The organism is Rothia sp. HMSC036D11 (assembly GCF_001814205.1).
In the GTDB taxonomy this organism is placed as follows: Bacteria; Actinomycetota; Actinomycetes; order Actinomycetales; family Micrococcaceae; genus Rothia; species Rothia dentocariosa.
In genome coordinates, this window is record NZ_KV815300.1 from 59,995 (window position 1) to 79,672 (window position 19,678).

Genomic DNA, 19,678 nt, shown 5'->3' on the forward strand with positions numbered 1-19,678 from the left:
TCTGTAGGAGCCGGAGTAGGCGTCACAGGAGTAGGGTTGGCAGGCACAGGCTCCGGGTTCACCGGGGTCGGATTAACCGGTGTGGGCGTAGGGGTTACTGGTGCGGGATTCACCGGAGTCTGATCTGTAGGAGCCGGAGTAGGCGTCACAGGAGTAGCCGCTGGTTCTTCTCCGAGATCCGGGGAAGCTGCCTCAGCGTCCTCAGCAGGAAGGTTCTGAACGGGAGCAGCAGGAGTTGGAGTTACAGCCTCTGTTTCAGAATCCTCAGTAGGAACTTCGGCATCATAAAGCTGCGCCTGTGGACTCTCATATTCGGGGGTAACAGGCTGAACTTCCGCTTCATCTTCATCAGTTTTCTGAGCCGGGGTAGCTCGTTGCGCAGGGGTCTCGGTAGCCTCAGGAATCTCGTCGTCCTGCTGGTCATAGTCAAGCGGAGGTGCAGCGGCAAACTCGGCACCTGCAATGGGAGATTCCGATTGCAGGGCAACGGCGGGTTGAGCAGCATAGGTCACGTTGCCCGAGGCCATGCCGTACATAGTCAAGGTAGCGGTTGCAGACGGCATGGGCATAGGAGTCACGGCATTTTTCTGACCTAAAGCTGCGAAGGTAGCTGGTACGGCAGGCTGCGTGATAGCTTGACCGGGCGCGGCAGCCTCAGAGGTCGCAGGATGGTTTGCGACCTTCCCGGAAGCGCCACGTGCCTCCTGTGTCAGCGTTGCGGCGATCGGCACACTACCGAATGCAATCAATGCAGTCGCTAGGCTAGCCGACGCTACTTTGCATTGTCTGTTTCCCAAAAAGTGTCCTTATACCGAATAGCTACCGAACAATATGCGTGCTTGGGTGAGTCTACACCCTAAATAACAAGGATGTGCTTCTCTCAAAAGTTTATCGAATTTTAAGAATCTTTTCACGATCAACTATTAACTGTTACTTTCATGGTACCTGGACTATGGGCAAATTGTCGTGACTTTGAGCTTTAAATTGGTATTCAAATTTTTGCTTTCCTCTGATCTGCCGCGCTATGTTTCTGCGACACGCCAGTGAATATACCGTACGTTAGAATGAGAGAGTGACTTTTACGTCTTTTAACTTTTTCGTCATGTCCCCAGCGAAGCGAGCAGGCTTGGGTCTTGCGCTCACCGGGGTGCTGTCGCTCAGCGCGTGTGGAGCGGGCAACGTCAATCTTGATCCGGCTCCAGATGCCGCCAACCCTGTATGCGCTTATGCGATGGTTGCTATGCCAGAAAAACTCGTTGGCCTACAGCAGCGTGAAACTACGGCGCAAGGAACGACCGCTTGGGGCGAACCAGCCTCCGTGATTCTCAAATGCGGTGTTACCGTTCAGGAACCCGTATCGGACCCATGCGCTGAGGTCAATGGGATTGATTGGGTGCTGCGTCCCAAGAATGCGCCAGAGAACTCGACACCGCCAGTCTCAGCGTCTTCCTCCGCCGCTGCAGGCCCTGAAAACCGTGCGACGGGAACGTGGACGGCAACCACGTACGGACGAACGCCCGCCATTGAAGTAACCTTCGACGCAGATAAGGTTTCATCATCAACTCTTCTTGCTGAGCTCAACTCGGCGGTCAAACAAATTCCGTCTCAGAAGAAATGCACGAACATCAACGATACTCTCAACGGTGTCAAAACCGGAAAATAGAGGATTCAAGACCTCTGGATCCTTACCGTCAGTTCGCTTCACGCAAACGCAAATTTTAGAGCCCCCAAAACCTGAGGTCTTGAGGGCTCTAACACTGGAATTTCCTTCTCTATTTAAGACTTCATTAGCGCAGCCCTAAAGGACGCTCCAGTGCAAGAGTCAGCAGTTCATCAATCAGTTCGGTATAGGAAATTCCGGTGTTTTCCCACATGGTTTTGTACATTGAAATCGGGGTAAATCCTGGCATAGTGTTCACCTCGTTGATCACCAAACGACCATCCGGGGTGTAGAAGAAATCTGCGCGGGATAATCCTTCGCCGTCAAGGGCCAAAAACGCCTTAACCGCCAGAGCACGCAAACGCTCCTGCATATCCTTCGGTAAATCGGCGGGGCACCGGGTAACTGCCGAAGACTTTGAGATATATTTAGCATCAAAATCATAGAAACCGTGGTCCTCATCAACAACCTCGATTTCGCCAGGGTATGATGCACGCGGCATATCACCGTGGTGACCGTCTAAGACGCCACACTCGATTTCACGCCCCACAATGCCAGCTTCCACAATAATCTTTGCGTCATGGAGGCGCGCTTCTTCGATAGCCGGAACAAGTTCCTCAAATTTATCCACTTTGGTAATGCCAAAAGAAGAACCCGCACGCGTAGGTTTAACGAACATGGGGTAACCAAGGGCGGTTATACGTTTAAGCGATTCCTCGCGCTCATGAGTCCATTGGCGATCGGTCACCACCTCATAAGGCCCGACCTCCAGCCCAGCCGACTCAAATGCAACCTTCATAAAGTGCTTATCCATACCTACGGCTGATGCCGTCACGCCGCATCCTACATAGGGCAACTCAGCGAGTTCCAGAAGACCCTGAATTGTTCCGTCTTCGCCGAAAGGACCGTGTATGAGGGGGAATACCACGTCAAGGGCAGGACCGTACTCAAGATTTCCGTCAGCATCTACTAGGTGCACTCGCGAATCCCCGGCTCCAAGAGGCAGGAAAACCTGGTACGAACCACCTGTAAACTCTGCATGTGCAGGGGCAGCGTCGAGAAGTGCACTCAGCTCTTCCAGATTCGTCAAATACCAACGACCATCTTTTGTAATGCCAATAGTCACCACGTCGTAGACGCTGCTGTCAATGGCGCCTAGCACGCCTACGGCAGTAATCAGAGAAATAGGGTGTTCCGAAGAACGTCCGCCACACAGTAGAGCAACAGTTTTCTTCTGTGCGTTTTCGGTCATTGTATCTCCTTCGTAAGAGGGCGCCCCTCAAGCGCCCATGTCTGCGCACACGTGCTGTATTAGTTGTTTTATCTGCCACAAAAATTTTCTTGCGGAAGATCTCGATGTTAATGGCCTTCGTGTTTCAGGCGCCGTCCCAGTAGCAGCGGTGCCAGCTGTCCGATCTCGATGCGTCCAGTCAGGACAGCAACGACCGCTTCCACGATAGGCATTTCGACTCCGTGACGGCGTGCCAATTGCGCTACGACGGGGGCTGATTTGATGGATTCCGCTGTCTGGCTCATATGTTCGCTGAGTTTATCTGGGCTTACCCCTTCGGCAAGTAGACGCCCGGCAGTATGATTTCGTGAAAGCGGCGATGAACAGGTAGCAATCAAATCTCCCATCCCCGCAAGCCCGCTCATTGTTGCTGCTTCACCACCCAGTGCGACCGCAAGACGAGTAATTTCGGCAAGTCCGCGCGTCATGATTGAGGCTTTGGAGTTATCACCGTAATTGCGACCTTCACAGATGCCGACGCACAAGGCGATCACGTTCTTCACCAAACCACCGATTTCCGTACCCACCACATCGGTATTCGTGTAGGGGCGGAAATAGCTACAGGCACAAGCCTGCGCGACAATTTCTGCGATGGGCAGTGTGCGTGCTGCGACTACAGAGGCGGTAGGCTCCTCCCCCATAATCTCAGTAGCAAGATTCGGCCCTGAAAGCACGCATACCCGATGCGGTATGTGCCCGATAGTGCGGATGTCTGCGCCGCGCATCGCCAAGGCTTCCTCAAGTTCCTCGGTAATCACCTGGGACATGCGCAAACCGGTACCGGTTTCTAATCCCTTCGCAAGCGAAACCAGCAGGGCATGCGGCTCAATATAGCGGGCATAAAGTTGAAGCTGCGAACGTAGCACCTGTGAGGGTAAAGCCAGTACCACCAAATCGGCGCCAGTGAGCCCGGTAGGAGCATCCGCCGTGAATTCCAGGTTCTCGGGTAGCTTCATCCCCGGAAAATATTTACTATTTTCCCTAGTCTGAGAGCACTCTGCCATAGCTTGTTCGCTGCGGCCAATAAGGACTACCTGCACGCCCGTTTTATTTTCTCGCGCCGAATCAGCCACAATTTTGGCGAATGCTGTCCCCCAGCTTCCCGCACCCAAGATCGCAATTTTTAATACCTTACGTGGAGCCGGTTCGCTGTTGTCAGCGGAATTCGTGAAAAGAGCCATAACCTCGCCTCCTATTTAGGATCCGGTTCGCCCAGGTTACCAGCTATCCCGGTCATTTCACCGGGAGCTTCACGACGCTTGGTTCGGGGATTCCAACGACCGGTTGGCGCCTTTTCACCACGTATATCTTCCAGCAATTCGGTCACTGCATCAAGCATAGCCTCGGTCACGACCCCAAGCTCAGTACGCGTATGCTTTGCCTCCGGCGAAGGATCATCGATTAAAGAGGCGATATCGAGAGGCTTACCCACCTTCACTTTGACCGTTTTACGGGGAAATAGGGAAACCTTACGATGCTCTTTGACGCGGCCACCATCCACGGTTTCGTAGTCATACCCAAGAATCTGCTCATCGCCCCAGTGCGCCACCGGTACTACGGGAGCACCAGTTGCGAGGGCAAGACGGGCAGCACCCGTACGGGCCTGCATGGGCCAACCCTCAGGATCACCGGTAGTTGTTCCCTCAGGGTAAATCACTACAGCGCCGCCAGCCTCTACAACTTTACGGGCAGTAATAAGCGCCTTGCGAGCGTCTACAGAGCCGCGTATCACGGGAATATGCGCCATTTTACGCATAATATATCCCAGAACGGGCGCTCGGAACAAAGAGTCCTTCGCTAAAAACCGCGGGAAAACTCCGTTATTGAAAATAGGGAGTGCAACGGTCACAGGGTCTATCTCGGTGGAATGGTTAGCAACCACGATATAGCCTCGGTCGGTCGGGAAGTTCTCGCCCCCGATAATTTCGATGCGGGCTATGCCTTTATACACCACGCGCGCAGCGTTACCAAGAACCTTAAAGAGCTTATCTCCTTGAGGGGTAGGCTCAAGTGTGGGTAATGCTTTTTTCCCCTGTTGACCGCTCATACTAGCCCTGTACCTCAACCTCTTCTGGCACAACAATCTCAATTTCTGCATCGGGCTTAGGAGTCTTGCTCTGTTTGCGGGCAAGTACCTCAAACTTTGCGCCCAGAGCTTCGAGTTTCTTTTCAAAGTTCTCGTAACCGCGCGCGATAATTTCAACACCCGTAACGTGGGATGTACCTTCTGCTGTCAGAGCGGCGATAATATGCGAGAATCCACCGCGCAGATCGGGAACCTCAATGTCAGCGGCCTTAAGCGGGGTAGAGCCGCTAATAATAGCGGAGTGCCCGAAGCTCTTACCGTGGAAACGACAAAACTCGCTGCCGATGCAATCGCGCATAACCACAATATCGGCGCCCATCTGTTTGAGGGCATTAGTAAACCCAAAACGCTCTTCGTACACGGTCTCGTGCACAATAGAAGTTCCTTTTGCCTGCGTGAGCGCAACGACAAGCGGCTGCTGCCAGTCGGTCATAAAACCGGGGTGCACGTTGGTCTCAAACACGATAGGGTTCAGCTCTGCGCCGGGGGTAATCACGCCGGGGTGAGTAAAGCGGATTCCTTCCGGGGTAACCTCGAATTCACCGCCCATCTTCCGGAACTGGTTGAGGAAAGCAGTCATATCCTTCTGTGAAGCGCCGCGCACAAAAATATCTCCGCCGGTTGCCAACGCGGCGGATGCCCAGGAAGCGGACTCATTGCGGTCTGCCAAGGCGGTGTGGTCGTACCCGGTTAGGGCGTCAACCCCCTCAATAATAATGGTGCGATTTTCGTTAATGAAGATGATTGCACCCATCTTCTGCAAAACCGCAATAAGATCAATAATCTCGGGCTCAATAGCGGCGTTCTTCAAAACCGTGGTGCCGCGGGCGCGCACACCAGTCAGAAGAACCTGTTCGGTAGCCCCTACGGAGGGGTAATTGAGTTCGATTTCAGCACCGTGCAGGCCTTCATCGGGAGCGTTCAGAGTAGTGCCGCTTTCATCGTCTTTCTCAACGACGGCACCAAATTTACGGAGCGCATCCATATGGTAATCGATAGGACGATCACCAATTTTGCATCCACCTAGATTAGGGATACGCGCGGTACCGAGCGTATGCAGAAGCGGACCTACCATCAGGATCGGAATACGTGAGTTACCGCCGAAGAGTTGAATCTCTTCAGCGTTCTCGGCCGCAGTCTTCGCGTCTTGGGCGGGATCTAACGTGAGAATACCGGCTTCAGGATCATAGTTAACTTTCGCACCGTGAAGTTCAACAAGGGTAGTTACAATCTCAACATCGCTTAGGTCTGGTACGTTACGCAAGGTCGAACGGGTGGATCCGTGCAACGCTGCTACCATCGCTTTAGGTACGAGGTTTTTGGCGCCTCGAACGTGGACTTCGCCTTTAAGAGGGGTACCACCCTCAATGCGAAGTTCGCTGATGTTAAGGGACATAACTAATCCTTCGAACGGTCGGCTCGGTGGGGCCGACAAGAACTGCTGTTAGTGCTGAGGTCCGGCGCCATTAACGAATTATTAATAGGTCTGCACAGACTTTCAAGCTATCATTTTACGTTCTCGAACGGGCTGCTACAAACGGAAGAGCTGTGTAGAACCTGTGCTTCGCGATGTTTATCGAGATAGTTCAAAGATGCCGCTCATAAACTTCCTCGAAGAACCACCTCATATAACCATCAAACCCCAGCAACATACCAATAATATGTTTCTATATATACACCCCGTAACGCTCGGTGAGGTGCGTACCCTGATGTCACAGGGTACGCACCTCACCGAGTGTCCAGTCTAGACTTCCTGAGTTCGGGGCATCCACGCGGGGCGGCGCGCCTCGTAGTCTTTAATGGCCTCAATGTTCTGAAGGGTAAGCCCGATATCGTCAAGTCCTTCCATCAAACGCCAGCGTACATAATTATCAATCTGGAAAGGCACCACGAGGGCACCCACAGTTACCGTCTTATTCTCTAAATCAACGGTAATTTCGGTACCAGGTTCCCGCTCAAGAGCTTTCCAAATCAACTCGACATCATCCTGAGCCACCTGAGCGGCAACGAGTCCTTGTTTACCTGAGTTACCACGAAAAATATCGGCGAATCGTGACGATATAACGACTCGAAACCCGTAATCCTTAAGCGCCCAGACCGCGTGCTCACGCGAGGACCCTGTGCCAAAATCGGGGCCCGCCACCAGCACTGACCCATTTTTATAAGGTTCTTGGTTCAGAACAAATTCGGGGTTCTTACGCCAATTCACAAAGAGGGCATCGTCAAAGCCTGTTTTCGTTACGCGTTTGAGGTAAACCGCCGGGATAATTTGGTCGGTATCCACGTTCGAGACGCGCAGAGGAACACCAATTCCGGTGTGTTTAATAATTGGTTCCACAATGTTCTCCTTTACGCCGCCGCAGGGGCATTGTCTGCGTGTGGTTCTAAGTCAGAAGGTGATGAGAGGGTTCCGCGAACCGCCGTTGCGGCAGCGACTAGCGGCGAGACAAGATGGGTTCGTCCGCCTTTACCCTGGCGTCCCTCAAAGTTTCGGTTCGAGGTGGATGCGCATCGCTCCCCCGGTGCCAGTTGGTCGGGGTTCATGCCCAAGCACATAGAGCATCCGGCAAAGCGCCAATCTGCCCCAAAGTCCTTGAAGATTTTATCTAGGCCTTCTTCTTCGGCCTGTGCGCGAACTTTCTGTGAGCCGGGAACGACCATCATACGCACGCCTGAGGCAAGGGTACGCCCACGAATGATTTCGGCGGCAGCACGCAAATCCTCAATGCGTGAGTTAGTGCACGAACCTAAGAATACGACGTCCACCGGAATATCTTTCATGGGAGTTCCAGCTTTAAGGTTCATGTACTCCAGGGCACGGGATGCGGCTGCCTGGTCGTTTTCATCCTCAAAGTCTTCAGGTGCGGGAACCGCTTGGCTCAGCGGCACACCCTGACCCGGGTTTGTTCCCCAGGTAACGAAGGGCTCAAGCTCGTCTGCATTAATAAAGATTTCTTTGTCGAAAACAGCCCCTTCGTCGGTGGGAAGGGTCTTCCAGTAGGCGAGCGCATCCTCCCAATCTTGCCCCTTAGGTGCGTGAGGGCGTCCTTTAACGTATTCAAAAGTAGTCTCATCAGGAGCTACCATACCCGCACGAGCGCCAGCCTCAATCGACATGTTGCAGATGGTCATACGCCCTTCCATAGACAAGGAGCGTATCGCGGAACCGCGGTATTCGAGTACGTATCCCTGCCCGCCTCCGGTACCGATCTGAGCGATAACGGCAAGAATAATATCTTTGGCGGTTACTCCAGGTTTTAGAGTCCCTTCGACATTGATTGCCATTGTTTTAAAGCGCGCCAGCGGCAGGGTTTGGGTTGCCATCACGTGCTCAACCTCAGAGGTGCCGATGCCGAAGGCAAGTGCACCGAAAGCACCGTGGGTTGAGGTGTGCGAGTCACCACAGACGACGGTTATTCCGGGCATGGTCAATCCCAGCTGCGGGCCGACTACGTGTACGATACCTTGTTCGATATCGCCGAGCGGATGGATGCGCACGCCAAATTCCGCGGTGTTACGACGCAGGGTTTCGATCTGGGTTCGCGAAGTAATATCCGCAATGGTCGAAAAAATATTTTCGGTAGGAGTATTGTGATCTTCAGTTGCGATCGTCAAGTCGAGACGGCGCAGGGGCCTGTTTTCGAGGCGTAGCCCTTCAAAAGCCTGGGGCGAGGTCACCTCATGCAGAAGATGCAGGTCAATATAGAGAAGGTCGGGTTTGCCATCTTGCCCGGGCACCACGACGTGGTTCTCCCAGACTTTTTCGGCGAGAGTACGCGGGCGCTTCACAGATGTGGGTATAGCGCTTGTCGCAGCAGTATTGTCCCCTGCCATTTTTCCTCCTGCTTTGATATGGCGGGCTTTCCGCCAATCATAGATATATAGTGCCTTATAACACATATATTCTTGCCCCTGGAATATATTTCAAAAATTTGGTATTCAGGGTTCCTCCATCATGGGCAGGTTCAGAGGAAGAGTCTATGAAGTGCGCCCTATCTTCCACATTTTGAGATGCACTGAGCTAAACTAGAGTTATGACATCTGCACCATCGTCTACACCGTTGCCTGGAGCACGTCACCCTCGCGATACGTCGGGGCTTTCGACTCCTTTGAAGACTCCCCATACTCTCACGGATGACCAACAGGTTGTTGAGGTCGAACCAAACATCTCCTCTGGCGTGGGGGTACTTGATAAAGCCGCGCTTATTCTTTCATGCCTAGAGGCTGGTCCGGTCACGCTGGGGCAGCTTGTTAAGGCCACCGGGCTAGCCCGTCCAACGGCGCATCGTTTGGCGGTGGCGCTCTCTCACCACCGTATGGTGGCACGCGATGTTCAGGGGCGATTTATGCTGGGGCCCCGCCTAATGGAACTGGCGAATGCAGCTGGTGCCGATCACCTCCTAGCGGTTTCGGGAGCGGTTTTAAATCAGCTTTGCCATGTGACCGGCGAATCGGCGCAGGTTTATCGGCGTCAGGGAAATTGGCGCGTATGCGTAGCATCCGCAGAACGTCCCATTGGGCTGCATGATTCAATTCCTATAGGAACCCAGCTCTCCATGAAGGCTGGTTCCGCAGCCCAGGTACTCTTGGCATGGGAAGATCAGAACCGCCTTGTTGAGGGTCTGCAAGATGCGTATTTCAGCGCTGCCATGCTTGCTTCCGTGCGCAGATTAGGGTGGGCACAGTCGGCAGGTGAACGCGAGCGCGGCACGGCTTCCGTGTCTGCCCCTGTGCGTTCACCGTCGGGCAAAGTTATTGCAGCCGTTTCTATTTCCGGTCCTATCGAAAGACTCGGTATGCAGCCCGGTCGCAAATACGCCGAGGTTGTTGTTGATGCGGCTCATAAGATTTCACAAGCGCTTCGGAACGTATAGTAGCTTAGGTCAAACCATAGAGGGGTGTGGAACCGACTAGTTGGTTCCACACCCCTCATGCTGTTTAGGTGTTCATTCTTATGTCAGAGCCTGCCTATAGCGCCTGAGCTTCTCGCATTCTGTCAATACGGGCGCCACGACAACCTGCTGTGCCGCGTTTTCGCACTGTTGGATCATGCGCGTTCGCAAGGAACGCCGGTAAGCACGGGCACTCACATTTACCAGTGCCCTACCCAATACGGCACCCAGGATTCCTAAAAGCGCCCCCAAGATAAGTAGAAGTGTGGGCACCGGCACAGGGGATCCTTCGGGTACGGGCGCAGGCGGCAGAGGTATCTGCAGGTAGCTTGCAAATGCCATTGCAGTCAGCCAGGCTACGCCTCCCAAAAGACTGAGAAATGCAATCCATTGCACCGCGTTAAGTAGCTTCCACCAGAAACGTGACTGGGTAGTGTTGTAGTCTACACGCGCGATCGCCCTCTCAAAGGCCTCCGGAAAATCCTGTTCTCGGGTCAAGGCGGCGTTCTGGATACGTTGCTTCCAGGGAGCTTCAATATTTTGGGCTACAGACTCACCATAACCGCGCGCTGCCTGAGCTAATGCTGCCTGCTGAGCTGCAGTAAGCGGCGGTAACGAACTAGCCGTTAGATGCATCGGAGATTTCTGTGGTGCAGATTCACTCGCGCTATGAGTACCCGCAGTATCGTCTCCAAGATGCAGACGCTTAAGCGGGTCGGCACGGAACTTAGCAACCCACCGCGTAGCTATCCATCCTGTGTTGGCAACGGCACGACGACGATACGAGGCTTCTGCGGCATCAAGAACTTCAACAGCCCCGCAGGCTTGAAAGCAGCCTTCCGTCAGCTCATCAACGGCGTAGTCAGGCTCATGAAGAGGTGCTTCACCACCCTGATAGTCTGCAAGATCACGGCGAATCGCATATAGCTGCGCCTCAGTACGCTCATACGCGGCATTTTTCTCAGCCGCCACACGTCCTAACAACGACCGCAGGGCAGAAACGCCTTCGCCGGTATGCGCCGAGAGTGCAAATGGGGCTGTAATGAGCAGAGGCGTAATACCGTCCGCTTCTAAAAGCTCCGTGAGCGCATCAAGTACTTGTGGAACCTCATGGGAATCTAGGGTATCTGCTTGGTTCAGAACGCATACCATGCGATGTCCACGAGTGGAGAGAGGAGCCAGAAAATCGTGGTGCACCGCCGCATCCGCATACTTTTGGGGGTCGAGGACCCACACCAACACATCCACATAGGAGAGCATGCGCTCTACCTGCTCCCGGTGGTGATGCGCTACCGAGTCAAGGTCGGGCAGATCCAGCAGGATCAGCCCGCCAGATCGTGTGCGGGTCTGCCCGCGCCCAACCGCCGTTTTGAGCTTATTCCACATGCCAGGAACGGGCTCTACGATTTCGTGGGGTGCTGCAGAATCTGCCGCCGAATTTTGTGTTTGGGTACGAATCTGGCGTATCGATTCGTTCTCCTCGGGATAGACCCTATGTTCGATCTTAAGCCAGTCCAGAAGCTCTTCGCTTCCGTCCCGTCCCCAAATCGCCGCCTGAATTTCTGAGGTAGTCGGTCGTGTAACGGCGGTACGTGCCAGGGGCATCCCAGCAATGGTATTGAAAAGGGTGGATTTTCCACTTCCGGTGGCCCCGAAAAAACCAATTACAGTGTGTTCTGCCGAAAGCTGCCGACGTTCCATGACACGGCTCAGCGTTGCGGATGCGGTCTCCTGCACGGTATCAGGAATAACGTCAAGACCCAGGCCGAGCGCATCGTGAAGGCGAAGCGCACGTTCTTCAAAAGACCCGCGCGGCGTAGCGGATGCTAAAGATGAGTTCATCGTGTGTGCTCCTGGCAAGAGTTATTAACAGGTAATGGCTGTGTTGTATCGTCATGCATGTGCTGAACGAGCCCCGAGTTCTGAAGCGAGTCTTCACGCCGAGCCAAGGGATCATGATCTAGTTCTTGACCTAAGTCATGAAGCTGTTCGGCAGCGACACGAATTTCGTCCGGCTGTATGCGCGGTTCACGGGAAGAAAGCACCTGCCGGTAATCTTCGGATTGCCGTTTGAGCAGAGTTTCTAGGCGTGCCACTAGATCACTGCGAGCGCGAGTCGCCATGCGGCGCACAGCATCCTCACCGAAGACCGATTCAAGAAGCTTAGATCCAACGACCCCAGATCCTCCCGCAATACCAATTTCGATGCCGGTGAGTCCGCCAGTCGCCGAAAAAGCCACCATCATGAGCAGCACCGCTGTCGCGTTAACACCGAGGGAGAGCACGCGCGCTCGCTGGCGTTTGCTGCTGCCTTCAGCACGGATCATATCAAGTACAGAACTTTGCCAGGCTCGTATTTCTGCGGCGATAGTCTCATCAAGCTCCGCACGAGCCTGGGTGCTGTGCGGAGGGTACGGGCTCTCGTCAATATTCTGTAAGAGTACGCGCCCTGCTCGTTCCGCTCCCCAGCTTCGACGGATAGTTTCATGCGCACGTTGAGCGGCATCAAGAACAACGGCGTGCAGACCCGTTTCGAGAGCCTGCTCAACCCGCGTGGTCGCTGCCGGTTTCCCGGTCAGCATTCCGGCAAACCTGTCCCGCAGCCGTCCGATGCGGTTCTCCAAAGAGCGGAAGAAGTCGCCCGTCCCCACAAAATCGTGCCACCGTGCCAGAACCTCGCCGCGAAGCAATGAGCCGTCAGTGAGGGAATCTTCCACACGGACAAGCGCATCCTCATAGGCTAAGGTCACCGCAGTTTCTAATCCGGTGTATGTTTCCACCTGACGGGTTTGTGCATCAGCAAGTTCTTGTAGAGAGTTACCGGCCCCGGTGATAGCGCCCGCCAGGGTGCGACGCGCGATCGCTGCACGGGCTGGCGCATCCGCACCAAGCTGTTCAAGCCAGGATGTTAGAGGCGCTACCGCTTCTGCGGGCAGCATCCCCTGTTCGTCCCGCGGCTGTTCATGGATACTATGCAGAATAACCGGTGTTATACCGGCTTCGGTGAGCATCCGCATAAGGTCGGACTCGATCTCATCCACAGCCCCTTTGGGAACTCGGTTGAGAACGACTGCTACAGCAATATTCCGCTGGGCAGCGCGATGCAGCAAATCCCAGGGTACGGCATCCGCATAACGGTTAGCAGTTGTGACGAAAAGCCACAGGTCGGCGGCAGATAAGAGCTCGTTGGCAAGCCTGCGGTTCTCGTCGGAGACCGAATCAATATCGGGGGCATCGATCAGGGCGATGCCGCGCGGCAGAGCGCTAGTTTGCACGCTGATAAGCGTATCTTGCAGATGATGTTCGGCACCTGGCAGCTCCCAAATGTCACTCCGGCGTGGTGAAGTTTCAGAGATAGATGCCATCTCCTGCCGTTCTAGGGTAGGCAGAAAACGTTCGGGGGTCAGGTATTCGGAGTCTTCAGCACGATAAAGCAAGATTGGCTGCCGAGTGGTGGGGCGAAGCGCACTGGAACGAGATACGGGGGTTCCCATCAAGGTATTCACCAAAGTCGATTTACCGGCACCCGTAGAACCACCAACTACCACGGTAAGGGGTGCCTCCAAAGCGGTAAGCCGCGGCAGAATGTAATCGTCGTACTGTTTACTCAGAGAACGCACTTGTTCCCTCGCCCGAGTAACATCAGCGGTATCGAGGGGTAGAGTGAGCTCATCTAGGAGTTTGCGTGCAGAATATACACGCTCATCGTTTGTGTGTTGCACGTGCGCTATTGTTTCACACTTTATTGCATGCTTGCTGAGGAAACTTAGAGTATTTCCTGTGAGTTTAAGTTGCTTACCTCACGAATTTTAGGTGCCGTAAACAGAGTCGAAGCGCTGTATTTTGCGTAACTCTAGCCTAATATCACGGTTTAGGTCGCTGTACGTTTGTGCTTTCACCCACCACGCCCTAGTCTGGTTTTACACACTAAACCCGGGTTTCAGATTTTTTGGAAATAACGATATTTTGGGAGTTGCTATGCGCCCTTCACGTCGCCAGTTCTTCGTCTTTACTGGCAGCACCGTTGTCGCCGCGCCATTATTAGTTTCATGTGCCTCTAGCGATTCCTCTGATTCTGCCGCTGGCTTGGCAACCGCTGAGGGAGCATCCCCCTCAGAGACAGGCGCGCACTATGGAAATCTTTCGGGAGAGCTACTCTGGCAACGTTACGATTCCGCCACCCCGGTCACTCCCAGTATGAACCCCGAAACCGGGGAAAAGGTCGTTCCGGTTCCCCAGGCAGACCCGGCAACTGCCGATCACAAGGCTCAGAACGTTCCCATCCCCCAAGAAGACGACCTGATGTTCAAAGAGGATTTTCAGGGGTTGCGAAATACCTTCGCCTATTATGTGGCGTGTATTAACTATGCACGCATGACTGGAGATCTCACCCCTGCTCTCAAAGTGGTACACAGCGAAAACACCGTCGATCTTGAGCGGCTTAAGGCCTGGGAAACTCTGTACGCCGAACCTAATAATAGTTGGATCGTTGGAGGTGCCTGGAAGATCTCCGTCTCGGAGAAACCGACAGAGCATAACGGCAAATTCTCGTGGGAATGCACCGCTACCCAGGAAAACGGAACGCTCATCAATAAAACGACAAACGTGACGAAACCGCTTTCACAGGATGAAATACGCGATTTTACGGCTCTCTACGCGCAATGGGTGAAGGACAGGTGGCTCATCATCTCCCCACAGCAGTTCGACCCAGCGGCAAAGCCCACACGAGCCTATACACCCGCTCCACAACCGACTTCTACCTACACCCCAAAGGTGAGTACTATACCCGCAGACTACTAAACCCCTAATCCTTTATTTCTCAACGTGAAAGGTTCCACGTGGTAACTTCACTTCCCTATTCCCGACGCCGTGTATTACGTACCGTTGGGGCAGGGTTATTCGGCACCGCCGCCTCTACTTTGATAGCCGCATGCTCTCGACATCAGCAAACTCATGCTACAAGTGACCCTTCGGTAAGTCAGTATGTGCGCAGCGATTTTAGCGGTGAGGTGGCTTTCGAGAGCTTCAACACCTCAGCAGGTACTTATGTGCCCGCAAACGCAGAGCATCCGGCGCAAAACGTTCCGGTCCCCATAAAAACAGAGAATATGGGCAAAAACTCCATTGCAGGTTTTTACGATACTATCGGTTACCTCAATGCGGCACTCAATTATCTCTTGGCTACCGGTGACACCAATCCTCTGGAAGTCATCACTATCAACCCCGAGTTCACCAAAGCTCTCTTGCTTTTCACTGACGAGACTGGTGAGAGTCAGGCTGCTAAAAGCTGGTATGTTTCTCCTCAAGCTACGCTCTCCCTCACCTCACGCATGCCAACAGCCGTGAACGATTATCGAAAAGATTGGCGATACACCCTCGATATCAGTTTGGGAGAGCAGCAGGTCGTCAATTCTCAGGCCAGTGCAATACCTGCCGAGCAGCAAAAATTCCACTATGCGGGTACTATCCAAGGCACCTTCGAGAAAGAAGCCTGGTCACTCACGCTCACAGTTCGTGACCCGCAATCCACGGCAGGCGCGAGTCCGTCCTAGAACTAAGAAGGCTCAGCGGCACCTCCGCATGAGAATATAGAGACATAATATTTTCTTCTCCAACCGCATCCGGGTGAAGGTGCCTATGCGCTTTAACCCTCATAATCATCGAAATGCTTCCATGTCACAGCACTTAACTCGCAGGCAAGCTGTTACAGCCGTTTTAGCAGGTGCCGGACTCACTATGCTCGCCGCTTGTTCCTCGAACAGCTCCACCAACACATCAAACGACAATAACGCTAACGGCTCTGCACCAAGCCCAAAATCCTCAAACCCACACGGGTATAGCGACGACGGCAATAACTATTCCGGGCGTATTACATTTGACAATTTTGAACCGGGTAGCACTTATGAACCAGGCAACACCGAACATCCCCCACAAAACGCACCTATGCCTAAGCTGCCTGATAACGCCAACGAAAATAGCGTGACAGGCTTCCACGCGACCGTCGCTTACTATGCTGCAGCCATGGATTACCTAGTGAAAACCGGCAGCCTTGACGCCGTAAAAAAGGTCAAACTTGCAGGTAACGATGCCCAAGAAAATGAGGCGCTTGCTAAATCCATCGCTCAAGGAATTGAACAGAAAACCTGGTATGTAGATCCATCTGCCTGGTACGAGCTCAAGGACTCACAGCCCGCCATTATGAGCGATGGAAATCTGCTCTTCAAAAGCGTCTACACATTCGATTACGGTGCTGAAAGCGTGGCAAACGGCGAAATAAAACCGGTTAAGGAGGAAGAGCGAGTCTCTACCCAGGACTGTGATTTCCGTGGTCGCTATAACCCCACCACGAAATCCTGGGAACTCAATCTATCCTATGGCACGAAGAGCTCGGGAAATGCGGCAGCAAGTCCTGCTGCATCGGCAACGGGTGGAGCCTCGGACCCTGCGGCAACCGGAGAACCGGCAGCTAATCCTGAGAAATAGTAGCTATCGTTATCTTTGCCCAGCCTCCGAGGCTCTGGTGATGCAGGAACCGGAGGCTGGGTATTTTGAATTCCTGCTCTTCACCTTGCGTTCTTCAAAGTCAAACTAAGGGTTTTATGTCTCGACATATACCTCTAGATATGTATTTTCTCTCACATGTCGGAGAGCCCTGCATATACGGTATTATCCGCGCAGCAGTGTTACTTTCCCTGTGAACTATTGGGGTTCCTGCACAGTAACGTATAACTATTTCGCGGGTCCCCTATATCTATCTTGCCAGGGCGTCTTCTATGTAGAGCTACACTTGAGAAGCTAGTGCTATTTCAACGTTGAAGGGGCATTTTATGTCTTTCACTTTTTCGCGCCGAATCCTCCTGCGCACCACCGCCCTCGGTACTGTTGGACTGGGCGGAATCACCGTACTCTCTGCGTGTGGCAATACGTCGCAAAACAGCGCCGAAAGATCGAGCTATAGGGGCGAGGCTAAGCTTGATACCTACGATACATCTGCCGGAACTTATGAATTAGCGTCGCGCGAGCATCCGGCACGGAACGTACCCAAGCCTGTTAAGCCTAATAATATGAATGACAACTCAGTAGCGGGCCTTTACTCGACCATCGCGTTCTTTGCGGCTGCACTGCAATACCGGCTTATTACGGGCGATGCCCAGTACCTCAAAGAGGTCAAGCTAGAACATACTGTAGATTCCATCGAAGAGATCACCAATGGTTCTACCTGGCTCTCCAATCCCACGGTTACGATTGAGCTCACTACCGATCAACCGGAGCAAAAGGACAACGAATACTTTTGGCCTGCAAAGCTCACACTCACCAAGGGCGACTGGGCGGTCGCTCAACACAGAGCAATCAACGTTCCAGAAAATGAGCAAAAAGTTACAAGTGAAGGAAAAATCAAGGCAAAATACACCGATGGCGCATGGGCTATTCGGGACATTGCTGACTAGTCTTCACCGGATTCTCTAGAGAAAAATACGGGACTTCTAAGTCTGCGCTGGGCATGGCAATAAGCCTTTGCCCGGGCGTTTTAAGTGCGTATGAGACCCATACCCTCTCCATGCCAGGTATTACCTTATACGGTAACGTTACTCACCTTTGGTTAGGGTTAGGTCACATTCCTCGGTACAATCAAGTATCTCGTTTTGTTTTACGTTTAGACTTATACGGGATTAATGCATTCACACGAAAGGTATAACGATGTCTTCGGCTCTGAATCGTCGTGCAGCATTGGGGATTCTCAGTATGGGAAGTGTCGCGTTCTTAGCGGCGTGCGGCAGCGATAAGAAAGAAGAATCTAATTCTTCAGCCTCCGCAAGCACTTCTCAGACGAAGAGCTCCAGCGCTTCCTCTTCAGCTTCTGCTACCCCCTCAGCTTCCGAATCACCTACCCCCACCCCGACTCCTACGGAACTCGTCAACGACGGTAAAGACTACTCCGGAGTCGCTAAGTTAGAGCAGTACGAAACCCCCGGAGAGTACCAGCCCGCTACGGCGGAATCTCCCGCGCAGAACGTACCCACCCCCGTTATTCCCGAAGCAATGCACCAGAACACCGTTGCGGGCTTTGCCTCTGCGCTTGCATATTTTGGTGCTGCTGTCGATTACCTCCTGCAGACCGGCGATATGAAGTATGTTCGGGAGGTCAGCACCGATGCTGATACTCTGAATGCACTCCAGAAATACGCCGATCGTACGATGAAGGGTATCGAAGAAAAGACATGGTACGAAAAGCCTTCGGCCACAATGGTTATTAGCAGCAAGCAGCCTACTATCGCGCAGGGTGCCTATAACTGGACCGTCGATTTCACCATTGATTTGGGCGAAAAACTCTTCAATAAGGGTAAAGAGCAAGATACCCCTTCTGATAAACGCTACGTACGTATGCAGGGCGAGGCTGTAGGCCGCTACATCAATAACGTGTGGGATCTACACATGGATATCGACTAATAGGTATCGTTCCGCAGCACAACACCGTATGCTCACAAACGTTGAGTATACGGTGTTTTTATATCTTCTCGATTATTTTTTTAAATCTCTTTTCTGTACCGCATACCAAACAAAATACGTGCGGCAGAAAAATATTTATGTGAGGCTCCCCCTACCCGCCAAAGCAGCAGTCTTCGTACCGAAAAGACACCAATTAACAAGAGTCCAACAGACGACACAACACGGGTATCAGGATGTGTGCGACGACTCTCTCGATTCTTGTGCTTAACTCTAGTTCTACAAGCAGCTGGCAGTCAGTCACTTGCTCGTCAAATGCTGTCTTTTCACGCTTGTATAAATGCAACTCGGACAAAAGCGTTTAGAGTGCGTGTTAACTTTGTGCGAAATACATTAAAAGCTTGTACCAAATAATAAAGTTTAGGTAAGCTAAAACCATCACCAACCCATCCCATGAGAGAGGACTACTTCATCATGCCTACTTCCGGGGTATTTTCCCGCCGTAACACGCTCAGATTTACCACTTTAGGAATACTGAGTCTCGCGGTTATTCCAATGCTCACCGCATGCGGCAAAGATTACCAAGGCGAAGTCAAACTTGATTCCTATGACGAATCTGCAGGTTCTTACGAGCCCGCGACAAAGGAGCATCCAGCGCAGAATGTTCCAAAACCCAAGAAGCCTCAAGACATCAACGATGATTCAACCGGCGGGCTATACTCAACCCTCGCTTTTGCCGCCGCTGCCATGCAATATGCACTGCGCACTGGAGATACGAGCTATCTTCAAGAGGTCAATATTCCTGAGAGAACCAAAGTATTCTTTATGTCTAACTCCCCTTTTCTCGGGGGTACTACATGGACCGATAACCCCGTTGTAACCATCGCCCTCAAAGCTGGTTCTCCCACCAAAGATGGTGATACATATACCTGGCCGGGTCATTTCAAAGTCGATTTTGGCGCATGGACTGTTAACGACGGTACGGCAACCGACACTCAAAACAACAGATTAAATCTAGATCAAGATATCGATATCAAAGCAAAGTACCAGAATAACTCTTGGATTATTCTTTCACTCGACCATTAGTACCGCTTAGAACCTCGAGAAGGAACGCCGTGCCGTATAATTTTCCAATAGGAAATATATACGGTACGCGGACTATTAAGGGTGAAAAATTATTGTCTGCTACACCGCCGCCAGCGTTTTTATTCCCAACTCAGTAGCATATTACGAACTGTGACGGGTAAACTTACACCGTTACCCGCAGCGTAGTAAAGTTTCTCACGTACCCAAGGTTCCCCGGA

General features: G+C 52.7%; 16 protein-coding genes and 1 pseudogene. 8 read left to right on the forward strand and 9 right to left on the reverse strand.

Annotated elements, in window-relative coordinates; translation table 11 throughout:
* Positions 1–797: pseudogene (locus tag HMPREF2958_RS05325) on the reverse strand (transcriptional regulator); the annotation flags it as partial.
* 275 nt (positions 798–1,072) lie between these two features.
* On the opposite strand from HMPREF2958_RS05325, the gene HMPREF2958_RS05330 reads away from it, so the two are divergent.
* Positions 1,073–1,663, forward strand: a complete 591-nt coding sequence (locus HMPREF2958_RS05330; protein ID WP_306762169.1) for a DUF3515 domain-containing protein — start codon at positions 1,073–1,075, stop codon at positions 1,661–1,663.
* A 124-nt stretch (positions 1,664–1,787) separates the two neighbouring features.
* Here the strand turns inward: HMPREF2958_RS05330 and HMPREF2958_RS05335 are convergent, their stop codons facing one another.
* The 6 genes from HMPREF2958_RS05335 to leuC form a co-directional block, all read right to left on the reverse strand.
* A complete protein-coding gene (locus HMPREF2958_RS05335; RefSeq protein ID WP_070697152.1) occupies positions 1,788–2,912 on the reverse strand; it encodes a D-alanine--D-alanine ligase family protein in 1,125 nt (374 codons plus the stop codon).
* Positions 2,913–3,019: 107 nt separating this feature from the next.
* A complete protein-coding gene (locus HMPREF2958_RS05340; RefSeq protein WP_070524146.1) occupies positions 3,020–4,132 on the reverse strand; it encodes an NAD(P)H-dependent glycerol-3-phosphate dehydrogenase in 1,113 nt (370 codons plus the stop codon).
* An 11-nt stretch (positions 4,133–4,143) separates the two neighbouring features.
* Positions 4,144–4,998 carry a lysophospholipid acyltransferase family protein gene (locus HMPREF2958_RS05345; RefSeq protein ID WP_070697154.1) on the reverse strand — a complete coding sequence of 285 codons (855 nt, stop codon included), beginning with the start codon at positions 4,996–4,998 and terminating at the stop codon, positions 4,144–4,146.
* A gap of 1 nt (position 4,999) precedes the next feature.
* Positions 5,000–6,433: a UDP-N-acetylglucosamine 1-carboxyvinyltransferase gene (gene murA, locus HMPREF2958_RS05350; RefSeq protein ID WP_070697156.1), complete on the reverse strand. Its 1,434-nt coding sequence runs from the start codon at positions 6,431–6,433 to the stop codon at positions 5,000–5,002.
* Positions 6,434–6,781: 348 nt separating this feature from the next.
* Positions 6,782–7,375, reverse strand: coding sequence for a 3-isopropylmalate dehydratase small subunit (gene leuD / locus HMPREF2958_RS05355; protein WP_013399252.1), 594 nt, complete (start codon positions 7,373–7,375; stop codon positions 6,782–6,784).
* Between the two features lie 11 nt (positions 7,376–7,386).
* Positions 7,387–8,871 (reverse strand): 3-isopropylmalate dehydratase large subunit, encoded by a 1,485-nt coding sequence (gene leuC / locus HMPREF2958_RS05360; protein WP_115333561.1) that lies wholly within the window; start codon positions 8,869–8,871, stop codon positions 7,387–7,389.
* A gap of 200 nt (positions 8,872–9,071) precedes the next feature.
* On the opposite strand from leuC, the gene HMPREF2958_RS05365 reads away from it, so the two are divergent.
* Positions 9,072–9,911 (forward strand): IclR family transcriptional regulator, encoded by an 840-nt coding sequence (locus tag HMPREF2958_RS05365; RefSeq protein WP_246828046.1) that lies wholly within the window; start codon positions 9,072–9,074, stop codon positions 9,909–9,911.
* Between the two features lie 78 nt (positions 9,912–9,989).
* On the opposite strand, the gene HMPREF2958_RS05370 is transcribed toward HMPREF2958_RS05365, so the two are convergent.
* Together HMPREF2958_RS05370 and HMPREF2958_RS05375 are read right to left on the reverse strand one after the other, a co-directional pair.
* Positions 9,990–11,771: a dynamin family protein gene (locus HMPREF2958_RS05370; protein ID WP_070697160.1), complete on the reverse strand. Its 1,782-nt coding sequence runs from the start codon at positions 11,769–11,771 to the stop codon at positions 9,990–9,992.
* A complete protein-coding gene (locus tag HMPREF2958_RS05375; RefSeq protein WP_070554342.1) occupies positions 11,768–13,651 on the reverse strand; it encodes a dynamin family protein in 1,884 nt (627 codons plus the stop codon). The genes HMPREF2958_RS05370 and HMPREF2958_RS05375 overlap by 4 nt, the downstream gene beginning before the upstream one ends.
* 256 nt (positions 13,652–13,907) lie before the next feature.
* On the opposite strand from HMPREF2958_RS05375, the gene HMPREF2958_RS05380 reads away from it, so the two are divergent.
* From HMPREF2958_RS05380 to HMPREF2958_RS05405, 6 genes are all read left to right on the forward strand, one after another.
* Positions 13,908–14,729, forward strand: a complete 822-nt coding sequence (locus HMPREF2958_RS05380; protein ID WP_246828047.1) for a DUF6318 family protein — start codon at positions 13,908–13,910, stop codon at positions 14,727–14,729.
* 38 nt (positions 14,730–14,767) lie between these two features.
* Complete coding sequence (locus tag HMPREF2958_RS05385; RefSeq protein WP_246828048.1) at positions 14,768–15,481, forward strand: DUF6318 family protein; 714 nt, start codon at positions 14,768–14,770, stop codon at positions 15,479–15,481.
* 121 nt (positions 15,482–15,602) lie between these two features.
* A complete protein-coding gene (locus HMPREF2958_RS05390) occupies positions 15,603–16,412 on the forward strand; it encodes a DUF6318 family protein (RefSeq protein WP_141755796.1) in 810 nt (269 codons plus the stop codon).
* A gap of 344 nt (positions 16,413–16,756) precedes the next feature.
* On the forward strand, positions 16,757–17,377 hold the full coding sequence (locus HMPREF2958_RS05395) for a DUF6318 family protein (RefSeq protein ID WP_070697164.1): 621 nt from the start codon (positions 16,757–16,759) through the stop codon (positions 17,375–17,377).
* A 250-nt stretch (positions 17,378–17,627) separates the two neighbouring features.
* On the forward strand, positions 17,628–18,377 hold the full coding sequence (locus tag HMPREF2958_RS05400; RefSeq protein ID WP_048751519.1) for a DUF6318 family protein: 750 nt from the start codon (positions 17,628–17,630) through the stop codon (positions 18,375–18,377).
* Between the two features lie 471 nt (positions 18,378–18,848).
* A complete protein-coding gene (locus HMPREF2958_RS05405) occupies positions 18,849–19,460 on the forward strand; it encodes a DUF6318 family protein (protein ID WP_246826015.1) in 612 nt (203 codons plus the stop codon).
* The last annotated feature ends 218 nt before the right edge of the window (positions 19,461–19,678 follow it).

Coding starts and splice junctions, on each gene's coding strand:
- HMPREF2958_RS05335 (WP_070697152.1), bottom strand. CDS start 2,912: ATGACCGAAAACGCACAGAAGAAAACTGTTGCTCTACTGTGTGGCGGA.
- HMPREF2958_RS05340 (WP_070524146.1), bottom strand. CDS start 4,132: ATGGCTCTTTTCACGAATTCCGCTGACAACAGCGAACCGGCTCCACGT.
- HMPREF2958_RS05345 (WP_070697154.1), bottom strand. CDS start 4,998: ATGAGCGGTCAACAGGGGAAAAAAGCATTACCCACACTTGAGCCTACC.
- murA (WP_070697156.1), bottom strand. CDS start 6,433: ATGTCCCTTAACATCAGCGAACTTCGCATTGAGGGTGGTACCCCTCTT.
- leuC (WP_115333561.1), bottom strand. CDS start 8,871: ATGGCAGGGGACAATACTGCTGCGACAAGCGCTATACCCACATCTGTG.
- HMPREF2958_RS05365 (WP_246828046.1), top strand. CDS start 9,072: ATGACATCTGCACCATCGTCTACACCGTTGCCTGGAGCACGTCACCCT.
- HMPREF2958_RS05370 (WP_070697160.1), bottom strand. CDS start 11,771: ATGAACTCATCTTTAGCATCCGCTACGCCGCGCGGGTCTTTTGAAGAA.
- HMPREF2958_RS05380 (WP_246828047.1), top strand. CDS start 13,908: ATGCGCCCTTCACGTCGCCAGTTCTTCGTCTTTACTGGCAGCACCGTT.
- HMPREF2958_RS05390 (WP_141755796.1), top strand. CDS start 15,603: ATGTCACAGCACTTAACTCGCAGGCAAGCTGTTACAGCCGTTTTAGCA.
- HMPREF2958_RS05395 (WP_070697164.1), top strand. CDS start 16,757: ATGTCTTTCACTTTTTCGCGCCGAATCCTCCTGCGCACCACCGCCCTC.
- HMPREF2958_RS05400 (WP_048751519.1), top strand. CDS start 17,628: ATGTCTTCGGCTCTGAATCGTCGTGCAGCATTGGGGATTCTCAGTATG.
- HMPREF2958_RS05405 (WP_246826015.1), top strand. CDS start 18,849: ATGCCTACTTCCGGGGTATTTTCCCGCCGTAACACGCTCAGATTTACC.